Consider the following 17,341-nt stretch of genomic DNA (forward strand, 5'->3'; position numbering starts at 1 on the left):
TGCCGCCATGCTAGATTTTTTACCAAATGATAAAAACCAGAGGGGTAGGCGGTTGCATGGCTCAGTCTGCAATCGAACTTAAGGGGATCGACAAGAGTTTCGGTGCCGTGCGCGCCAATCGCGACATCAATCTCGAAATCGCGCCTGGCACCATTCACGGCATCATCGGGGAGAACGGCGCCGGCAAGTCGACGCTGATGTCGATCCTGTACGGCTTCTACCAGGCCGATCGCGGCGAAATCTTCGTCAACGGGAAAAAGGCCGATATCGACACGCCCAATGACGCGATCGCCGCCGGCATCGGCATGGTGCATCAGCATTTCATGCTCGTGCACAATTTCACCGTGCTCGAAAACATCATTCTGGGGGCCGAGGGGTCTTCGCTGCTCAATACCGGCATCGCCCGGGCGCGTTCCGAGCTGCGTCGGCTGGAGCAGGAATACAGTCTCGAGGTCGATCCCGACGCGATTATCGAGCAATTGCCCGTCGGCCTGCAGCAGCGCGTCGAAATTCTCAAGGCGCTCTATCGCGGCGCCGAAATTCTCATTCTCGACGAACCGACCGGCGTGCTCACCCCTGCCGAGGCCGATCATCTGTTCCGCATCCTGCGCAAGCTGAAGGACGAGGGCAAGACGATCGTCCTGATCACCCACAAGCTGCGCGAGATCATGGCGGTGACCGACAACGTGTCGGTCATGCGCCAGGGCGCCATGGTCGCCACCCGCAAGACCGCCGCGACCACGGTCGAGGAGCTGGCCGAACTGATGGTCGGCCGCCGCGTGCTGCTGCGCGTCGAAAAGGGCGAGGCGCGGCCGGGTGACGTCAAGCTTTCGGTGAAAAACCTGTCCGTCATGGATTCGCGCGGCGTCATGATGGTCGACGACGTCTCCTTCGATGTGCGCGGCGGCGAGATAGTCGGCATCGCGGGAGTCGCCGGCAACGGCCAGTCGGAGCTGATCGAGGCGATCGCCGGCACCCGCCGGGCCGAGGCGGGCGCCGTCCTGCTCGACGGCGCGCCGATCGACGTCGTTGGCGCGGCCGATCCCGGCGAACTGCGCGCGCGCGGGCTTGCCCATGTGCCCGAGGACCGCCATCACGTCGGCCTGGTGTTGCCCTTCGAGGAAAACGAGAATTCGATCCTCGGCTATCACGGCATGGACTCTTATCTGAACGGCCCGTTCCTCAATATCGAGGCGATCCGGTCCGATGCGCGCGACAAGATCGAGAAATACGACATCCGTCCCGCCGATTGCCGGCTGAAGACGGCCAATTTCTCCGGCGGCAACCAGCAGAAGATCGTGCTCGCCCGCGAGATGGAAAAGGATCCCGGCGTGCTCGTTGTCGGCCAGCCGACGCGCGGTGTCGACGTCGGCGCCATCGAGTTCATCCACAAGCAGCTCATCGCCATGCGCGACCAGGGCAAGGCGGTGCTGCTGATTTCCGTCGAGCTCGACGAGATCCGGTCCCTGTCCGACCGCATCCTGGTCATGTTCGACGGCCGTATCGTCGGCGAACGCGGGCCGGACGCCACCGAGGGCGAACTTGGCCTGTTGATGGCCGGCGTCGAGGCGCAGGAGGCAGCCGAATGAGCGCACCCTATGCAAAGCTGCCCGCCTGGGCGGATTACGGACTGATACCGCTGATCAACCTGATCGTGGCCTTTATGGTCGCCGGTCTGGTGGTGCTGCTGGTCGGCGAAAGCCCGATCGAGGCCGCCGGCCTGTTGCTGAAGGGGGCCTTCGGCTCGGGCTCCGGCATCGGCTACACGCTCTACTACGCCACCAGCTTCATCTTCACCGGGCTGGCGGTGGCGGTGGCGTTCCATTGCGGCCTGTTCAACATCGGCGGCGAAGGCCAGGCCTATGTCGGTGGGCTCGGCGTGGCGCTTGTGTGTCTGACCTTCGACGGCATTCTGCCCTGGTGGCTCAACTTCCTGCTCGCCATTATCGGCTGCGCGGCGATCGGCGCCATCTGGGCCATGATCCCCGGCTGGCTCCAGGCCAGGCGCGGCAGCCATATCGTCATCACCACCATCATGTTCAACTTCATCGCCGCAAGCCTGATGGTCTACCTGCTCGTCGGCGCGCTCAAGCCGCCGGGCTCGATGGCCCCGCAAACCCGCACCTTCCTGCCGGGCGCGCATCTGCCCAAGCTCGATTGGCTGATCGAACTGTTCGGGTTTTCGGTGCGCTCCACGCCGCTCAACCTTTCCTTCATTCTGGCGCTGGTCATGGCGGTCGTGGTCTGGGCGCTGATCTGGCGCACCAAGCTCGGTTACGAGATCCGCACGATGGGCTTTTCGCCCAAGGCGGCGCGTTATGCCGGCATCAAGGAAGCCAGGATCATCGTCATCACCATGGCGATCTCCGGCGCGCTCGCCGGCATGATGGCGCTCAACCCGGTCATGGGAGACCAGCACCGCCTGCAGCTCGATTTCGTCACCGGCGCCGGTTTCGTCGGCATCGCCGTCGCGCTGATGGGGCGCTCCCACCCGGCCGGCATCGTGCCGGCGGCGATCCTGTTCGGCATGCTCTACCAGGGCGGGGCCGAGATCTCCTTCGTCATGCCGCATATCAGCCGCGACATGATCGTCATCATCCAGGGCCTGGTGATCCTGTTTGCCGGCGCACTCGAGCACATGTTTCGCCCGGCGGTACAGGCCGCGTTCGCCAGCCTCAGTCCGCGCACCGTCGGCATCGACGCCGAAGCCAAGGGGGAGGGTGTCTGAGATGGATGTCGTCAATCTCGTCCTGCAGCTGTTCGACGCCACCATCCGCGTCTCCGTGCCGCTGCTTCTGGCCGCGCTCGCCGGGCTCTATTCGGAGCGGTCCGGCGTGTTCGACATCGGCCTGGAAGGCAAGATGCTGGCTGGCGCCTTCGCCGGCGCCTCCACCGCCGCCGCCACCGGCTCGGCCTGGCTCGGCATGCTGGCCGCCATCACCATTTCGGTGTTTTTTGCTCTGGTGCACGGTTTCGCCTCGATCACCCATCGCGGCAACCAGATCGTGTCGGGCGTGGCCATCAACTTCATCGCCGCCGGCTCGACCGTCATTCTCGGCCAGGCCTGGTTCAGCCAGGGCGGGCGCACGCCCTCGCTGGTCGCCGATGCGCGCTTCAACGCCATAACCCTGCCGTTCGCCGACGCGCTGCGCGACGTGCCGCTGATCGGACCGATCTATGCGGAGCTCGTTTCCGGCCATTCGCTGATCGCCTATGTTGCCTTCCTGATGGTGCCGTTCACCTGGTGGGTGCTGTTTCGCACCCGATTCGGCCTGCGGCTGCGCGCCGTCGGCGAAAACCCGGCCGCCGTCGACACGGCCGGCATCTCCGTCGCCTGGCTGCGCTATCGCGCCGTGATCTGCACCGGCGTTCTGACCGGGCTGGCCGGCACCTATCTGGCCGTCTCGCAAAATGCCGGTTTCGTGAAGGACATGACCGCCGGCAAGGGCTTCATCGCGCTCGCCGCGCTGATCTTCGCCAAATGGCGGCCGGTGCCGGCGATGTTCGCCTGCCTGCTGTTCGGCTTTCTCGACGCCTTCGCCATTCGCTTCCAGGGCATCGCGCTGCCGATGATCGGCAAGGTGCCGGTGCAGCTGATGCAGGCGCTGCCCTATATCCTCACCGTCATCCTGCTGGCCGGTTTCATCGGCAAGGCGATCCCGCCCAAGGCCGGCGGCGTCGCCTATGTGAAGGAGCGCTGAGCATGTCCGTCGCGCCAGCAGTCGCCGCCAACGGGGTGCAGGGATAATGTCGCACGACCTTTACGAGGCCGCGGTCGCCGCAATGGCCAAGGCGCATGCGCCCTATTCGAGATTTCCCGTCGGCGCGGCGATCCGCACCGCCGATGGCCGCATCCATGCCGGCGCCAATGTCGAAAACGCCTCGTTTCCCGAGGGCTGGTGCGCCGAAACCACCGCCTTGTCGCATTTCGTCATGGCCGGCGGCGGCGAGATCGCCGAGATCGCCGTGGTCGCCGAGCGCATGGCCAGGATCACGCCGTGCGGCGGCTGCCGGCAAAGGCTGGCCGAATTCGCCGCTGCCGACACCAGGCTGCATTTGTGCGACGACACGGGTATAGTCGAAACCACCACCATGGGCGCGTTGCTTCCGCTCGGATTTCGCGGAGATGGGTTGAAATGAAGGCTGCCGTCGATCTGCTCGTTGAGAGGCTGGGCGGCCTCGTTCCCGAGACCGCGATCGTCCTTGGTTCCGGACTGGGGGCGCTGGTCGACGAGGTTTCCGATCCGGTGCGCCTGTCTTATGCCGACTTGCCCGGCTTCCCGCAAAGCGGGGTCACCGGTCATGCCGGCGAGCTCGTCGCCGGCGGCTTTTCCGGCACGCCCGTCTTGATGCTGGCCGGCCGCGCCCATTATTACGAGCACGGCAACGCCGCCGCCATGCGCCCCGCGCTGGAAACCCTGGCCGGCATCGGCATCAAGCGCCTCGTCCTGACCAACGCCGCCGGCTCGCTCGATCCCGACATGCCGCCGGGCTCGGTGATGCTGATCACCGACCACATCAACTTTTCCGGCACCAATCCGCTGTTCGGCGAGCCGAGCGACCGGCGCTTCGTCGGCTTGACCGAGGCCTACGACCCGGCCATGCGCGCCGCGCTCGAAAACGCCGCCGAGGCGACCGGCACGCCGTTGAAAAAGGGTGTCTATATGTGGTTCTCCGGCCCGTCCTTCGAGACGCCGGCCGAAATCCGCATGGCCCGCGTTTTCGGCGCCGACGCGGTCGGCATGTCGACCGTGCCGGAGGTGATCCTGGCCCGTTTTCTGGGCATGCGGGTCGCCGCCTGCTCGGTCATCACCAATCTCGCCGCCGGCATGACCGGCGAGGAACTCTCGCACCAGGAAACCAAGGACATGGCGCCGCTCGGCGGTGCGCGCCTGGCCGCCGTGCTGCGCCGCGCGATCGGAGCGTTCCAGTGAATGTCGATCCGCAAAAGACGATGGCCGACGCGCTCGGCGCCGGCACGGCCCGCGATCTCGTCCGCGTCGCCCAGCCGCATGCCCGCAATGACGGCGTCGCCTTCGACGCCGCCTGGTTCGACGCCGTCGACATCAATCTGTCGGCGGTCGAGCGCCGCACCGCAACCTTGACCACGCGCCGCACCGTCAAGACGGACTGGCAGGCCGCCTGGCTGGTCAAGGCGATCGAGGCGATCGACCTGACGACGCTTGCCGGCGACGACACGCCCGGACGCGTGGCGCGGCTGTGCGCCAAGGCGCGCAATCCGCTGCGCGCCGATCTGGTGGCCGCGCTCGGCCTGGAAGAGCGTCGCCTGACAACCGGCGCGGTCTGTGTCTATCCCACCATGGTGGCCGGCGCTGTGAAGGCGCTGGACGGCTCCGGCGTTCCGGTCGCGTCGGTCGCCACCGGCTTTCCCGCCGGATTGACGCCGATGGCCGGGCGGCTTGCCGAAATCCGCTACGCGGTCGGCGAGGGCGCGGCCGAGATCGACATCGTCATCACCCGCGCGCATGTGCTGACCGGCAATTGGGCCGCGCTCTACGACGAGATCGCGGCCATGCGCGCGGCCTGCGGCGACGCGCACATGAAGGCGATCCTGGCCACCGGGGACCTGAAGACCCTGACCAATGTCTATCGCGCCTCCATGGTGGCCATGCAGGCCGGCGCCGACTTCATCAAGACCTCGACCGGCATGGAGGGCGTCAACGCAACCTTGCCGGTCAGCCTGGTGATGGCGCGCGCCATTCGCAACTATCTCGAGCGCACCGGCCACAAGGTCGGCTTCAAGCCCGCCGGCGGCATCCGCACCGCCAAGGACGCGCTCGCCTGGCTGATCCTGATGCGCGAGGAACTGGGGCGGGAATGGATGGAACCGGAGCTGTTCCGCTTCGGCGCCAGTGGCCTGCTTGCCGATATCGAGCGCCAGATCGAGCATTTCGTCACCGGTCGCTATTCGGCCAATGACCGCCACGGCGTGGCGTGAGGGTTTCATGAACAAGATCGTCTCAATCCTCGACAGCATGGAATACGGCCCCGCGCCCGAGGACGACGCAGCCGTGCGCGCCTGGCTGGCGCGCCACAAGGGCCGTTTCGGCCATTTCGTCGCCGGCGCCTTCACCCGGCCGGGCAAGGCAAACACCTTCCCGGCGGTCAATCCGGCCACCGGCGAGACGCTGGCCGAGGTGGCCGAGGGCGGCGAAAACGACGTCGACGCCGCGGTCGAGGCCGCGACCAAGGCCTTCAAATCCTGGTCGGCGCTGACCGGCACGGCGCGTGCGCGCCATCTCTACGCGCTTGCCCGCCAGGTCCAGAAACACGCCCGTTTCCTCGCCGTTCTGGAGACGCTCGACAACGGCAAGCCGATCCGCGAGACACGCGACATCGACGTGCCGCTGGTCGCGCGCCATTTCTATCACCATGCCGGCTGGGCCGAACTGCGCGACGAGGAATTCCCCGGTCACGCACCGGTGGGCGTGTGCGGCCAGATCATTCCTTGGAATTTTCCGCTTCTGATGCTGGCCTGGAAGGTGGCTCCCGCGCTCGCCGCCGGCTGCACGGTGGTGTTGAAGTCGGCCGAGCACACGCCGCTTTCCGCGCTCGCCTTCGCCGAGATCTGTCGCGAGGCGGGATTGCCGGCCGGGGTCTTCAATCTCGTCAATGGCGGCGGGGCGACCGGGGCGGCCCTGGCCGCCCATGACGGGCTCGCCAAGCTCGCCTTCACCGGCTCGACCGAGGTCGGCCGCGTCCTGCGCCGCCAGTCGGCCGGCACCGGCAAGAAATTGTCGCTCGAACTCGGCGGCAAGTCGCCGTTCATCGTCTTCGACAATGCCGACCTCGACGCCGCGATCGAAGGCGTGGTCGACGCGATCTGGTTCAACCAGGGCGAGGTCTGCTGCGCCGGCTCGCGCGCCATCGTCCAGGAGGGCGTCGCCGACAAATTCCACGCCCGGCTCAAGGCGCGCATGGAGACGCTTCGCGTCGGCGCGCCGCTCGACAAATCGACCGATATCGGCGCCGTGGTCGCGCCGGTGCAGATCGAGCAGATTCGCGCCCGGGTCGAGGCCGGCCTTCGCGAAGGCGCCGTCCTGCACCAGCCGAGCTGGGCGGGCGAGCATTTCGACCGCGCGACACAGGGCGGCTGCTTTTTCCCGCCGAGCCTGTTCACCGGCGTGTCGCCGGCCTCGCCGCTGGCGCAGGAGGAGATTTTCGGCCCGGTGCTGGTCTCCATGACCTTCCGTACTCCGGGCGAGGCGATCGCGCTCGCCAACAACAGTCGCTACGGTCTTGCCGCCTCGATCTGGTCGCAGAACCTCGACACCGCCTTCGACGCGGCCCGCAAGCTCAAGGCCGGCGTGGTCTGGATCAACTCCACCAACATGTTCGACGCCGCGGTCGGCTTCGGAGGCTACAAGGAAAGCGGCTTCGGGCGCGAGGGCGGCCGCGAGGGCATGTTCGAATATTTGCTGCCCGCCTGGCAGAAAAAGGCGCGGCCGCTGCCCGAAAGTGCGCCGCTGGCAGCCCCCGTGCCGGTCGACGACGAGGCCGGCCCCGGCGCTTCGCCGGCCGGGCTCGACCGTACCGTCAAGCTCTATGTCGGCGGCAGGCAGGCGCGGCCGGATTCGGGCTATTCCTACCCGGTTCTCGACAGCAAAGGCCGCCTGATTACCGAGGCCGGCCACGGCAATCGCAAGGATATCCGCAACGCGGTCGAGGCCGCGCGCAAGGCCGAAAGCTGGTCGGCGATGACCGGTCATGCCCGCGCGCAGGTCCTGTATTTCCTGGCCGAGAATCTCGAGCTGCGCGCGGCCGAGTTCGCCGCCCGCATCGCCCGCATGACCGGTGTTGCGGCGAAAAAGGCCGCTGCCGAGGTGGAAGCGTCGGTCGCCCGCCTCATCCACTATGCCGCCCGCGCCGACAAATATGACGGCCGCGTGCGCGCGCCGCAGCCGCGCATGCTGGCGCTGGCCCTGCCCGAACCCTACGAGGTGATCGGCATTTCCTGTCCCGACGAGGCGCCGCTGCTGGCCTTCGTCTCGTTGGTCGCGCCGGCGATCGCCATGGGCAACCGCGTCGTGGTCACGCCCTCGCAGCACCATCCGCTGGCCGCCTGCGACCTCTACCAGGTGCTCGACACGTCCGACATGCCGGGCGGCGTGGTCAACATCGTCACCGGCGACCGCGACCAGCTCGCCTCCGTGATGGCAAAACACGACGACATCGCGGCGTGCTGGTATGTCGGCTCGGCCGAGGGCAGTGCCATGGTCGAGGCCGAATCGGCCGGCAATCTCAAGGCCACCTGGGTCAATAACGGCAAGGCGCGCAACTGGTTCGACGCCGGCCAGGGCCAGGGCGAGGAGTTTCTGTTCCACGCTACCCGCATCAAGTCGATCTGGACGCCGTTCGGTGTGTGATCAAACAAGCGCCGAACGCGGGACGGGCGACGCGGCCCGGCGCTGCGCATGATGCTCCCCCAGGAATTCATCCGTCTGAAGCGCGACGGCAAGCCGTTGCCGGGCGACGCGATCGCCGCCTTCGTGGCCGGCATCACCGATGCGAGCGTCACCGAGGGACAATTGGCCGCCTTCGCCATGGCCGTGTTCTTCAACGGCATGAGTCGCGACGAGGCGGTGTCGCTGACGCTCGCCATGCGCGATTCGGGCGACGTGCTGTCGTGGCCCGGGCTTGACCGTCCCGTTGTCGACAAACATTCCACCGGCGGGGTCGGCGACAATGTGTCGTTGATGCTGGCGCCGATCGTGGCCGCCTGCGGCGCCTATGTGCCGATGATTTCCGGCCGCGGCCTTGGCCATACCGGCGGCACGCTCGACAAGATGGACGCGATCCCCGGCTATCGCAGCCAGCCCGGCAATGACGATTTCCGCCGTACCGTGCGCGCGGCCGGTTGCGCCATCATCGGCCAGACCGGCGATCTGGCGCCGGCCGACAAGCGGTTCTATGCCGTACGCGACATCACCGCCACGGTGGAATCGGTCCCGCTGATCACCGCCTCGATCTTGTCCAAGAAGCTCGCCGCCGGGCTTGGGGCGCTGGTGCTCGACGTGAAGTCGGGCAACGGCGCTTTCATGCAAAAAAGCCGGGACGCCACCGTGCTGGCCAAGAGCCTGGTCGAGGTGGCCAATGGCGCCGGACTGAAAACCTCGGCGCTGATGACCGACATGAACGAACCGCTCGCCTCGGCGGCCGGCAACGCCGTCGAGGTGGTCAATGCGGTCGATTTCCTGACCGGCCGTTTGCGCGATCCCCGGCTGGAAGAGGTCACGCTGGCTCTTGCCGCGGAGATGCTGATGTCGGCCGCGCTGGCGTCGTCTCACCGTGAGGCCGGCGCGATGGCGCGCGATGCGCTCGTCTCGGGTGCCGCGGCTGACCGTTTCGCGCGCATGGTTGCAGCGTTGGGCGGCCCTGCCGATTTCGTCGACGACTGCCGGGCGCACCTGCCCAGGGCTCCACTCGTGTGTCCCGTGCCGGCGCCTAGAGACGGTTTCGTGACGGCGATCGACACACGCGCTCTGGGCATCGCCGTGGTCGCGCTCGGTGGCGGTCGCGTGCGCCCCGGCGATCCGGTCGATCACGCGGTCGGGCTGAGCGAGCTTGCTCCGGTCTGTGCCGAGGCCGTCAAGGGGGAACCGCTGGCGATGGTGCATGCCAGGAACGAGGCGCAGGCCGAAGCGGCCGTGCGCGCCGTGCTCAAGGCTTATCGCATCGGGCCGGCGCGGCCGCCGCGTGGCAAGCCGGTGTCGCGCCGCATCGGGCCGTCGGCGTAAAGAGTGCTATTGTTCCATGAACATCGCGCCGTCCTCGACGCGGAAGGCCGCCAGCTTCTTCAGAAAGCTCATGCCGATCAGCGTGCTCGACAGCGCCTTGTCCTCGAGCACCAGCGTCTCGACATCCTCGATATGGATGCGGCCGATCTGCAGGCTGTCTATCCGGGCCGCCGCTGCCGAAACCGTGCCGTTGGCCGTGTTGACCTCGTAGCGGAAATCGGACGGACTGAGCTTGAGGCCGATCCGGCGGGCGGTGGTCTGGTTGACGGCCACCAGCGTGGCGCCGGTATCGACCATGGCCGGAACGCGGCGGCCATTGAGCTTGAACTCGGCCATGAAATGGCCGCGCGCGTCCATCGGCACCTCGACCCGACGCCCCGTCAGTTGCCGCTGCTCGCGCGCCGGTTGGCTTGCCTTGGCAAGTTGCGGCCGGGCGCTCTGGGCGGGAGCTTCGGTGAATCGGTCGCGGACGATCGTCTCGAACAGTTCGGGGTTCGTCTGGTAGACAAGCGGCACCGACGCCGCGCTGCCGACAATAATGCTGAGGGCGATCAGTTTGTGCATAATCGTTCCCTTGGGCGTCAGCGGGACCCCGCTTTCGAGCATGCTCACGCCCGCATCAGATAGAAGGATCGCGCCGGCGCTTCGGGATGCGAGGTCATGATCCAGGCTCGGCGACAAGCGTAGATTCGATTGATTGACCGGCCTTTAACCGTTCGAAATTGTGCAAAAACGGCGAGCCGGAACCCCATTTTTGCGTTAATTCGCGGTAAAAATGCGAAAAAATGCGCTCTATTTGGTGCCGTACATGCGGTCGCCGGCGTCTCCCAGTCCGGGCACGATATAACCTTTCTCGTTCAGACGCTCGTCGATCGCGGCCGTGAAGATCGGCACATCGGGATGAGCCGCGATAAAGCGCTCGATGCCTTCGGGGGCGGCCAGCAGGCACAGGAAACGCATAGTGGTGGCGCCGCGCTCCTTCAGCTTGTCGATCGCGGCGATGGCGGAGTTGGCCGTCGCCAGCATCGGGTCGACCACGATCACCAGCCGGTCGGCGAGGTCGCCCGGCGCCTTGAAGAAATATTCCACCGCTTCCAGCGTGTCGTGGTCGCGATAAAGGCCGACATGGGCGACGCGGGCGGCGGGCACCAGGTCGAGCAGCCCTTCCAACAGACCATTGCCCGCGCGCAGCACGGAGGCAAAGACCAGTTTCTTGCCTTCCAGCGTGGGCGCGTCCATCGGCTGGAGCGGCGTGTCGATCCGTGTCGAGGTCAGTTCCAGTTCGCGCGTCACCTCATAGCCCAAGAGCAGCGATATCTCGCGAAGCAGGCGTCGAAAGCCCGCCGTCGAGGTCTGCTTGTTGCGCATGATGGTCAGCTTGTGCTGGACGAGCGGGTGGTCGATGACGGTTACGCCCTTCATGACACCGGTTTCCCCTCTTCTTGTCGGCCGCGCTGACGATCAGCTTTAGCCGGTCGACGCCTCCGGCGAAACGATCCTCGCCTCCAAACCACAATTAATTGTCGTTCGCGGGCCTCTATCGTTTTTGCGCCAGCCGGGCGAGCAGCGCCGTCTTGGTGGCCTTGTCGACAAAGGCGGCCATGATCGCGGTACGGGTGATGGCCAGCAGCGCCTTGTCGTCGAGCCCGAAATGCTGGCGCGCGATCTGGTATTCGCGACCGATCGAGGTGGCGAAATAAGGCGGATCGTCCGAGGACAGGGTGACCTTGCAGCCGGCTGCGCGCAACTGCGGGAAAGGGTGGCTGTCGAAATCGTCGAAGACCCCCAGCGCCACATTCGATCCGGGACAGCATTCCAGCACGATTCCCTCCGCTGCGATCCGGCGCACGAGGTCCGCATTCTCGATCGCCCGCACGCCATGGCCGATCCTCGACGGCCTGAGATGGTCGAGCGCGTCCCTCACACTGTCCCAGCCGCCGAATTCGCCCGCATGCACGGTGATGCCGAGCCTTGCCTCGCGCGCGATCTCGAAGGCGCGCACATAATCCTCCGCCTGGCCGAAACGCTCGTCGCCGCCCATGCCGAAACCGGTCACCAGCGGCTCGCCGCAGCGCGCGGCGAAACGCGCCGCCGCCTCGACCGCCTCGACGCCGAAATGGCGCACGCCGGTCACGATCATGCGCGATTCGATCCCGGTCTTGGCCCTGGCCCGGCGCATGCCCTCGGCAAGTGCCGCCGTATAGGCTTCCGGCGACAGGCCGGCGCGTTCGGCGTGATCGGGGGAGGTGAAGAACTCCGAATAGATCGTACCCTCGCGGGCCAGGCTGGACAGGTAATGCTCGGCCAGCCGCGCGTAGTCCTCCTCGTCGCGGAACAGGCTCGACGCGGCGTCGTAGGCGGCAAGAAAACTGGTGAAGTCGTGCCAGACGAATGCGCCGTCGCGTATGAAGCCGGAGATGTCCGCGCCGTATTTTCGCGCCTGGCTCTGCACAAGATCCGGCGCGGCTGCGCCTTCGATATGGCAGTGGATCTCGGCTTTCAGGTCCATGGTTCCTCGCCATGCTGGAGTGATTCGGGCGCGGCGGTTCACCGCGCTCGCGACAATAGCGCCACGCGGGATCATCGGCTATGGTCCGGCCGGTTTCTTTGGATCGGGATTGATGTCCGAAAAGCGAACGACCGCCGCGGGCGGCATGGAACACTCCTTCGGCTTTCGCGCTGTCGCGCCGGCGGACAAGCAACCCATGGTCAACGAGGTGTTCGACAAGGTCGCGCGCCGTTACGACGTCATGAACGATTTCATGTCGGCGGGCCTGCACCGCGTCTGGAAGGACGCCATGGTCACCTGGCTCAATCCGCCGAAGCGGCCGGACTACCTTGTGCTCGACGTGGCCGGCGGCACGGGCGACATCGCCTTTCGCATCGTCGAGGCGTCGGGGCGCCAGGCCCACGCCACCGTGCTCGACATCAATGGCGAAATGCTCGCCGTCGGCACCGAGCGCGCCGCCAAGCGCGGCTATGGCGACAATGTCGATTTCGTCGAGGCCAACGCGCAGGAGCTGCCGTTTCCCGACGACAGCTTCGATGCCTATACGATCGCCTTCGGTATCCGCAACGTGCCGGTGATCGCGAAGGCCCTTTCGGAAGCCTTCCGGGTGCTCAAGCCGGGCGGTCGTTTTCTTTGCCTGGAGTTTTCCGACGTCGAAATGCCCCTGCTCGACCGCGCCTACGAATTCTGGTCGTTCGAGGCGATCCCGCGCATCGGCCGCGCGGTCGCGGGCGAGGCGGAGCCCTATCGCTATCTGGTCGAATCGATCCGCAAATTCCCCAACCAGCGCGACTTCGCCGCCATGATTGCGGCGGCCGGCTTCGACCGTGTCACCTTCCGCAACTATACTGGCGGCATCGCGGCGCTGCATTCCGGCTGGAAACTTTGAGGGCGGGCGCGCAATGAGCACGGTCGGGGCCTATTTCCGGCTCGCACGCGCGGGCTGGGTCATGGTGCGCGAGGGCGTATTCGCGGCCTTGCCGGGCGACCAGCTGGTCGGCCTGCCGAAACTGGGCTGGCGGCTGTCGCGGGTGCTTGCCCGTCGCCGCTCGACGGCGCGCGACCGGTCGGAAAACCTGTCCAAGGCCGCGGCGCGGCTGGGGCCGTCCTATGTCAAGCTCGGCCAGTTCCTGGCGACGCGCCCCGACGTGGTCGGCGCCGATGTCGCGCTTGACCTCGCCAGTCTCCAGGACCGCATGGAAACCTTCCCGCAGGACCAGGCGGTGGCCACCGTCGAGGCGTCCCTCGGCCGACCCGTCGGCGAGCTTTACGCGACGTTCGGCGCTCCGGTCGCCGCCGCCTCGATCGCCCAGGTTCATCGCGCCACCAGCGCCGAAACCGGCGCTCCGGTCGCCGTCAAGGTCATCCGGCCCGGCGTGCGCCGCCGCTTCTTCCACGATCTGGAAAGCTATTTCGTCGCCGCGCGCCTGCAGGAGCGCTTCATTCCCGCCTCCAGGCGCCTGCGCCCGGTCGAGGTGACGCAAACCCTGGCCCAGACCACCAAGATCGAGATGGATCTCAGGCTGGAGGCGGCCGCGCTGTCGGAGATCGCGGAAAACACCAAGAACGATCCCGGTTTTCGCGTGCCGACGGTCGACTGGGCGCGCACCGGCCGGGACGTGCTCACGCTCGAATGGATCGACGGCGTCAAACTATCCGATATCGAGGGTGTGCGCGCGGCCGGCCACGATTTGGAGGCGCTCTCGGTCTCGCTGATCCAGACCTTCCTGCGCCACACGCTGCGCGACGGTTTCTTCCACGCCGACATGCATCCGGGAAACCTGTTCGTGCAGGCCGACGGCACCATCGTGGCGGTCGATTTCGGCATCACCGGTCGGCTCGGCAAGAAGGAGCGCCGCTTCCTGGCCGAAATCCTCTACGGTTTCATCACGCGCGACTACCGCCGGGTGGCCGAGGTGCATTTCGAGGCCGGTTACGTGCCGGCCAACCACGACGTCGCGGCGTTTGCCCAGGCGATCCGCGCGATCGGCGAGCCGATCCACGGCCAGCCCGCCGAGACGATCTCCATGGCCCGGCTCTTGACGCTGCTGTTCGAGGTCACCGAGCTTTTCGACATGACCACGCGCACCGAGCTGGTGCTTTTGCAAAAAACCATGGTCGTGGTCGAGGGTGTGTCGCGCTCGCTCGATCCGGCCTTCAACATGTGGAAGGCGGCCGAGCCGGTGGTGCGCGAATGGATCGCCTCGCATCTCGGACCCCAGGGCATGCTGTCGGATGCGCGCGACGGTGTGGCGGCCGTGCTGTCGCTTGCCCGCCAGGCGCCCGAACTGGCCGCGCGCACCGAAAAACTGTCGCGCGAGATCGACCACATGGCCGAGCACGGCCTGCGTTTCGACGATGCGACCGCCAAGGCGATCGGCAAGGCCGAGGCGCGCGCCGCCCGTTCTGGCCGCATTGCGCTGTGGGTAATCGCGGCGACGCTGGTGTGGATCGCCTGGGCGCTGAATTGACTGCAATGATTGCGATGCATACATTGCAGTCAAACGGAGCCGGACCATGGCGTCACTAACGATCCGCAATATCGAGACCGAGGTGAAGAGCGGCCTGAGGCTCAGGGCGGCAAGACGTGGCGCGTCGATGGAAGAGGAGGCCCGGTCGATCCTGCGCGCCGTCGTCACTTCAGATATCGCTCTGGACGATCTTTCCGCTGCCGGCCCGCCCGCCCGCCAAAGCGCCTGGGAGGGCATCCGCAAGCTACGGGAAGAATATGGTACGTTCGACCTCGATGTCCCGGAGCGCAAGGCGATTGCGGGTGATCGATCAGTCTTCGATTGATAGCGGGGATGTTCCTCATCGACACCAATCTGGTCTCGGAAATGTTCAGGCCGAAGCCTGACGCGGGTGTCGTGCGTTTCCTTGAAGAAACGCCGCGCTCGGCGCTGTTGCTTTCATCGATCGTCGTCGGCGAGCTTTATCTAGGGCTGGCCCTTATGCCCGAGGGGCGTCGACGAGAGGCGCTCACGGTGATGATCGACGCGTTCGTCGACGCCGGCGGCGAGGCGGCCATACTGTCCTTTGGTAAGGAGGAAGCTTTGCACTATGCCGGTATCGCGGCGCGGCGGCGCCGGATGGGGCGGCCAATCACGGAACCCGATGCACAGATCGCCGCGATGGCGGCGGCACACCGGCTCCCTCTCGTCACCCGCAATGTCCGCGATTTCGAGGATTGTGGGATCGATCTCATCAATCCATGGGAGGCGGCCCTATGACCCTTTCCGGCACGCGCATCCTGTTGATCATTTCCGGCGGTATAGCGGCCTATAAATCGCTCGACCTGATCCGCCGCCTGCGCGAGCGCGGCGCGCATGTGCGCTGCGTGATGACCGAGGCCGCGCATCAGTTCGTCACGCCGCTTTCGGTCGGCGCGCTCACTGCCGATCACGTCTTCACCGATCTGTTCGACCGCCAGGCCGAACACGATGTCGGCCATATCCGACTGTCGCGCGAGGCCGACCTGATCGTGATCGCGCCGGCAAGTGCCGATCTCCTGGCCAGGATGGCGCATGGGCTGGCAAACGATCTGGCCACCGCCGTGCTGCTTGCCAGCGACAAGAAGGTGCTCGCCGCGCCGGCGATGAACCCGGCGATGTGGAACCATCCGGCCACGCGGCGCAATATCGAGACGCTGAGCGGCGACGGCGTTGCCTTTGTCGGCCCGGCCACCGGCGAGATGGCCGAAAGCGGCGAGGCCGGCGAGGGCCGCATGGCCGAACCGCTGGAGATCGTCGCGGCCATCGAGGCGAGCCTCGGCGGCGGTTCGAAGCCGCTCGCCGGCAAGAAGATCGTCATGACGTCCGGCCCGACCCATGAGCCGATCGACCCGGTGCGCTATATCGCCAACCGTTCGTCCGGAAAGCAGGGCCACGCCATCGCCGCGGCGCTGGCGCGGCTGGGAGCCGATGTCCGTCTCGTCTCCGGTCCGGTGGCGATCCCCGACCCGGACGGGGTCGAGACGCTTCATGTCGAGAGCGCGCGCCAGATGCACGACGCCGTGCTTGCGCTCCTGCCGGCCGATGCCGGCATCTTCGTCGCCGCCGTCGCCGACTGGCGCACGCAGGATGCCGCGGGCGAGAAGATCAAAAAAGTCGCCGGCGAAGGGCCGCCGGCCCTGCAGATGGTCGAGAATCCCGATATTCTGGCCACGGTTGGCCATCACCGCCAGCGGCCGGGCCTGGTGATCGGGTTCGCCGCCGAAACCGCCGAGGTGGAGACCAACGCGGCCGCCAAGCTTGCCAGGAAGGGCGCCGACCTGATCGTGGCCAACGACGTGTCGCATGACAGCGGCATCGGACCGTCGGGCGTGATGGGCGGCGACCGCAACCGCGTCCGCATCGTGTCGGGCGACGGATCCGACGCCTGGCCGGAAATGACCAAGGACGAGGTTGCCGCGCGAGTGGCCGCGCTGGTCGCCGAGCGGCTGGCGTGACCAAGGGGGGCGTCGACGGCGTGCTCGAGGCGCCCACGCTCGCGACAGAGCGGCTGGTGCTGCGCGCCCATCGGCCCGAGGATTTCGACGCTTATGCGGCGATGTGGGGCGATCCGGAAATGGCGCGTTACGTTGGCGGCAGGCCGTTCACGCGCGAAGAGGCCTGGGCGCGGATGCTGCGCCATCGCGGCCTGTGGGCGATGCTCGGCTTCGGCTTCTGGGTGGTGACCGATCGCGCCGACGGCACGCTGATCGGCGAGGCCGGCGTGCAGGAACTCAACCGCGACATCGACCCGCCGACCGCCGGCATGCTGGAGGCCGGGTGGGGCGTGGTGCCGCGCGTCCAGGGGCGCGGTCTTGCCCGCGAGGCGGCGCGCGCGGCGATAGGCTGGGCGGAGACGCGGTTTCCCGGCCGGCCGTTCGCCTGCCTGATCGATGCCGGTCACGTCCGCTCGATACGGCTTGCCCGCGATCTCGGTTTCCACGATTTCGCCGTGACCCAATACGCCGGCGAGCAGGTGGTCGTGATGCGCCGCTGACGGCTGCGCGGTCGAACCCGCCCGGCGATGAGTGCGGATGTTGAACACTTTGTCACCGCCGCCGCCGCTGCGCGGCCCGGCCGGTATC

At 66.8% G+C, this 17,341-nt stretch carries 17 protein-coding genes; 14 read left to right on the forward strand and 3 right to left on the reverse strand.

Annotated elements, in window-relative coordinates:
• The first annotated feature begins 56 nt into the window (after window positions 1–56).
• The 8 genes from ACT2B0_RS00190 to deoA are packed head-to-tail and all read left to right on the forward strand — an operon-like array spanning window position 57 to window position 9,758.
• Window positions 57–1,589, forward strand: a complete 1,533-nt coding sequence (locus tag ACT2B0_RS00190; protein WP_473460340.1) for an ABC transporter ATP-binding protein — start codon at window positions 57–59, stop codon at window positions 1,587–1,589.
• Window positions 1,586–2,728 (forward strand): ABC transporter permease, encoded by a 1,143-nt coding sequence (locus ACT2B0_RS00195; RefSeq protein ID WP_473460342.1) that lies wholly within the window; start codon window positions 1,586–1,588, stop codon window positions 2,726–2,728. The genes ACT2B0_RS00190 and ACT2B0_RS00195 overlap by 4 nt, the downstream gene beginning before the upstream one ends.
• A 1-nt stretch (window position 2,729) precedes the next feature.
• Window positions 2,730–3,701, forward strand: coding sequence for an ABC transporter permease (locus tag ACT2B0_RS00200; RefSeq protein WP_473460344.1), 972 nt, complete (start codon window positions 2,730–2,732; stop codon window positions 3,699–3,701).
• A 46-nt stretch (window positions 3,702–3,747) separates the two neighbouring features.
• Window positions 3,748–4,140: a cytidine deaminase gene (gene cdd, locus ACT2B0_RS00205; protein WP_473460345.1), complete on the forward strand. Its 393-nt coding sequence runs from the start codon at window positions 3,748–3,750 to the stop codon at window positions 4,138–4,140.
• Window positions 4,137–4,934 carry a purine-nucleoside phosphorylase gene (locus ACT2B0_RS00210; RefSeq protein ID WP_473460347.1) on the forward strand — a complete coding sequence of 266 codons (798 nt, stop codon included), beginning with the start codon at window positions 4,137–4,139 and terminating at the stop codon, window positions 4,932–4,934. Before cdd ends, ACT2B0_RS00210 begins: the two co-directional genes overlap by 4 nt.
• A gap of 20 nt (window positions 4,935–4,954) precedes the next feature.
• Complete coding sequence (gene deoC, locus ACT2B0_RS00215; RefSeq protein ID WP_473466168.1) at window positions 4,955–5,959, forward strand: deoxyribose-phosphate aldolase; 1,005 nt, start codon at window positions 4,955–4,957, stop codon at window positions 5,957–5,959.
• A gap of 7 nt (window positions 5,960–5,966) precedes the next feature.
• Entirely contained in the window at window positions 5,967–8,387 is a 2,421-nt protein-coding gene (locus ACT2B0_RS00220) for an aldehyde dehydrogenase family protein (protein ID WP_473460348.1), read from the forward strand.
• A 51-nt stretch (window positions 8,388–8,438) separates the two neighbouring features.
• Complete coding sequence (gene deoA, locus ACT2B0_RS00225) at window positions 8,439–9,758, forward strand: thymidine phosphorylase (RefSeq protein WP_473466171.1); 1,320 nt, start codon at window positions 8,439–8,441, stop codon at window positions 9,756–9,758.
• A gap of 6 nt (window positions 9,759–9,764) precedes the next feature.
• Here deoA and ACT2B0_RS00230 read toward each other — a convergent pair whose 3' ends face one another.
• From ACT2B0_RS00230 to ACT2B0_RS00240, 3 genes are all read right to left on the reverse strand, one after another.
• Complete coding sequence (locus ACT2B0_RS00230) at window positions 9,765–10,322, reverse strand: TIGR02281 family clan AA aspartic protease (RefSeq protein WP_473460350.1); 558 nt, start codon at window positions 10,320–10,322, stop codon at window positions 9,765–9,767.
• A 228-nt stretch (window positions 10,323–10,550) separates the two neighbouring features.
• Window positions 10,551–11,180, reverse strand: a complete 630-nt coding sequence (gene upp / locus ACT2B0_RS00235) for a uracil phosphoribosyltransferase (RefSeq protein ID WP_473460352.1) — start codon at window positions 11,178–11,180, stop codon at window positions 10,551–10,553.
• A gap of 115 nt (window positions 11,181–11,295) precedes the next feature.
• A complete protein-coding gene (locus tag ACT2B0_RS00240) occupies window positions 11,296–12,267 on the reverse strand; it encodes an adenosine deaminase (RefSeq protein ID WP_473460354.1) in 972 nt (323 codons plus the stop codon).
• A gap of 112 nt (window positions 12,268–12,379) precedes the next feature.
• Here ACT2B0_RS00240 and ubiE point away from each other — a divergent pair, with 112 nt between their 5' ends.
• The 6 genes from ubiE to ACT2B0_RS00270 are packed head-to-tail and all read left to right on the forward strand — an operon-like array spanning window position 12,380 to window position 17,253.
• Complete coding sequence (gene ubiE, locus ACT2B0_RS00245) at window positions 12,380–13,156, forward strand: bifunctional demethylmenaquinone methyltransferase/2-methoxy-6-polyprenyl-1,4-benzoquinol methylase UbiE (protein ID WP_473460356.1); 777 nt, start codon at window positions 12,380–12,382, stop codon at window positions 13,154–13,156.
• 13 nt (window positions 13,157–13,169) lie between these two features.
• Entirely contained in the window at window positions 13,170–14,738 is a 1,569-nt protein-coding gene (gene ubiB / locus ACT2B0_RS00250) for a 2-polyprenylphenol 6-hydroxylase (protein ID WP_473460358.1), read from the forward strand.
• A gap of 46 nt (window positions 14,739–14,784) precedes the next feature.
• Entirely contained in the window at window positions 14,785–15,063 is a 279-nt protein-coding gene (locus tag ACT2B0_RS00255) for a FitA-like ribbon-helix-helix domain-containing protein (RefSeq protein WP_473460360.1), read from the forward strand.
• Window positions 15,064–15,071: 8 nt separating this feature from the next.
• On the forward strand, window positions 15,072–15,497 hold the full coding sequence (locus ACT2B0_RS00260; protein ID WP_473460362.1) for a type II toxin-antitoxin system VapC family toxin: 426 nt from the start codon (window positions 15,072–15,074) through the stop codon (window positions 15,495–15,497).
• Window positions 15,494–16,714, forward strand: coding sequence for a bifunctional phosphopantothenoylcysteine decarboxylase/phosphopantothenate--cysteine ligase CoaBC (gene coaBC / locus ACT2B0_RS00265; protein WP_473460364.1), 1,221 nt, complete (start codon window positions 15,494–15,496; stop codon window positions 16,712–16,714). The genes ACT2B0_RS00260 and coaBC overlap by 4 nt, the downstream gene beginning before the upstream one ends.
• Window positions 16,711–17,253, forward strand: coding sequence for a GNAT family N-acetyltransferase (locus tag ACT2B0_RS00270; RefSeq protein ID WP_473460366.1), 543 nt, complete (start codon window positions 16,711–16,713; stop codon window positions 17,251–17,253). The genes coaBC and ACT2B0_RS00270 overlap by 4 nt, the downstream gene beginning before the upstream one ends.
• Window positions 17,254–17,341: the final 88 nt, after the last annotated feature.

This window comes from Nitratireductor sp. J20-h4 (genome assembly GCF_056780505.1).

Coding starts and splice junctions, on each gene's coding strand:
- ACT2B0_RS00190 (WP_473460340.1), top strand. CDS start 57: ATGGCTCAGTCTGCAATCGAACTTAAGGGGATCGACAAGAGTTTCGGT.
- ACT2B0_RS00195 (WP_473460342.1), top strand. CDS start 1,586: ATGAGCGCACCCTATGCAAAGCTGCCCGCCTGGGCGGATTACGGACTG.
- ACT2B0_RS00200 (WP_473460344.1), top strand. CDS start 2,730: ATGGATGTCGTCAATCTCGTCCTGCAGCTGTTCGACGCCACCATCCGC.
- cdd (WP_473460345.1), top strand. CDS start 3,748: ATGTCGCACGACCTTTACGAGGCCGCGGTCGCCGCAATGGCCAAGGCG.
- ACT2B0_RS00210 (WP_473460347.1), top strand. CDS start 4,137: ATGAAGGCTGCCGTCGATCTGCTCGTTGAGAGGCTGGGCGGCCTCGTT.
- deoC (WP_473466168.1), top strand. CDS start 4,955: ATGGCCGACGCGCTCGGCGCCGGCACGGCCCGCGATCTCGTCCGCGTC.
- ACT2B0_RS00220 (WP_473460348.1), top strand. CDS start 5,967: ATGAACAAGATCGTCTCAATCCTCGACAGCATGGAATACGGCCCCGCG.
- deoA (WP_473466171.1), top strand. CDS start 8,439: ATGCTCCCCCAGGAATTCATCCGTCTGAAGCGCGACGGCAAGCCGTTG.
- ACT2B0_RS00230 (WP_473460350.1), bottom strand. CDS start 10,322: ATGCACAAACTGATCGCCCTCAGCATTATTGTCGGCAGCGCGGCGTCG.
- upp (WP_473460352.1), bottom strand. CDS start 11,180: ATGAAGGGCGTAACCGTCATCGACCACCCGCTCGTCCAGCACAAGCTG.
- ACT2B0_RS00240 (WP_473460354.1), bottom strand. CDS start 12,267: ATGGACCTGAAAGCCGAGATCCACTGCCATATCGAAGGCGCAGCCGCG.
- ubiE (WP_473460356.1), top strand. CDS start 12,380: ATGTCCGAAAAGCGAACGACCGCCGCGGGCGGCATGGAACACTCCTTC.
- ubiB (WP_473460358.1), top strand. CDS start 13,170: ATGAGCACGGTCGGGGCCTATTTCCGGCTCGCACGCGCGGGCTGGGTC.
- ACT2B0_RS00255 (WP_473460360.1), top strand. CDS start 14,785: ATGGCGTCACTAACGATCCGCAATATCGAGACCGAGGTGAAGAGCGGC.
- ACT2B0_RS00260 (WP_473460362.1), top strand. CDS start 15,072: ATGTTCCTCATCGACACCAATCTGGTCTCGGAAATGTTCAGGCCGAAG.
- coaBC (WP_473460364.1), top strand. CDS start 15,494: ATGACCCTTTCCGGCACGCGCATCCTGTTGATCATTTCCGGCGGTATA.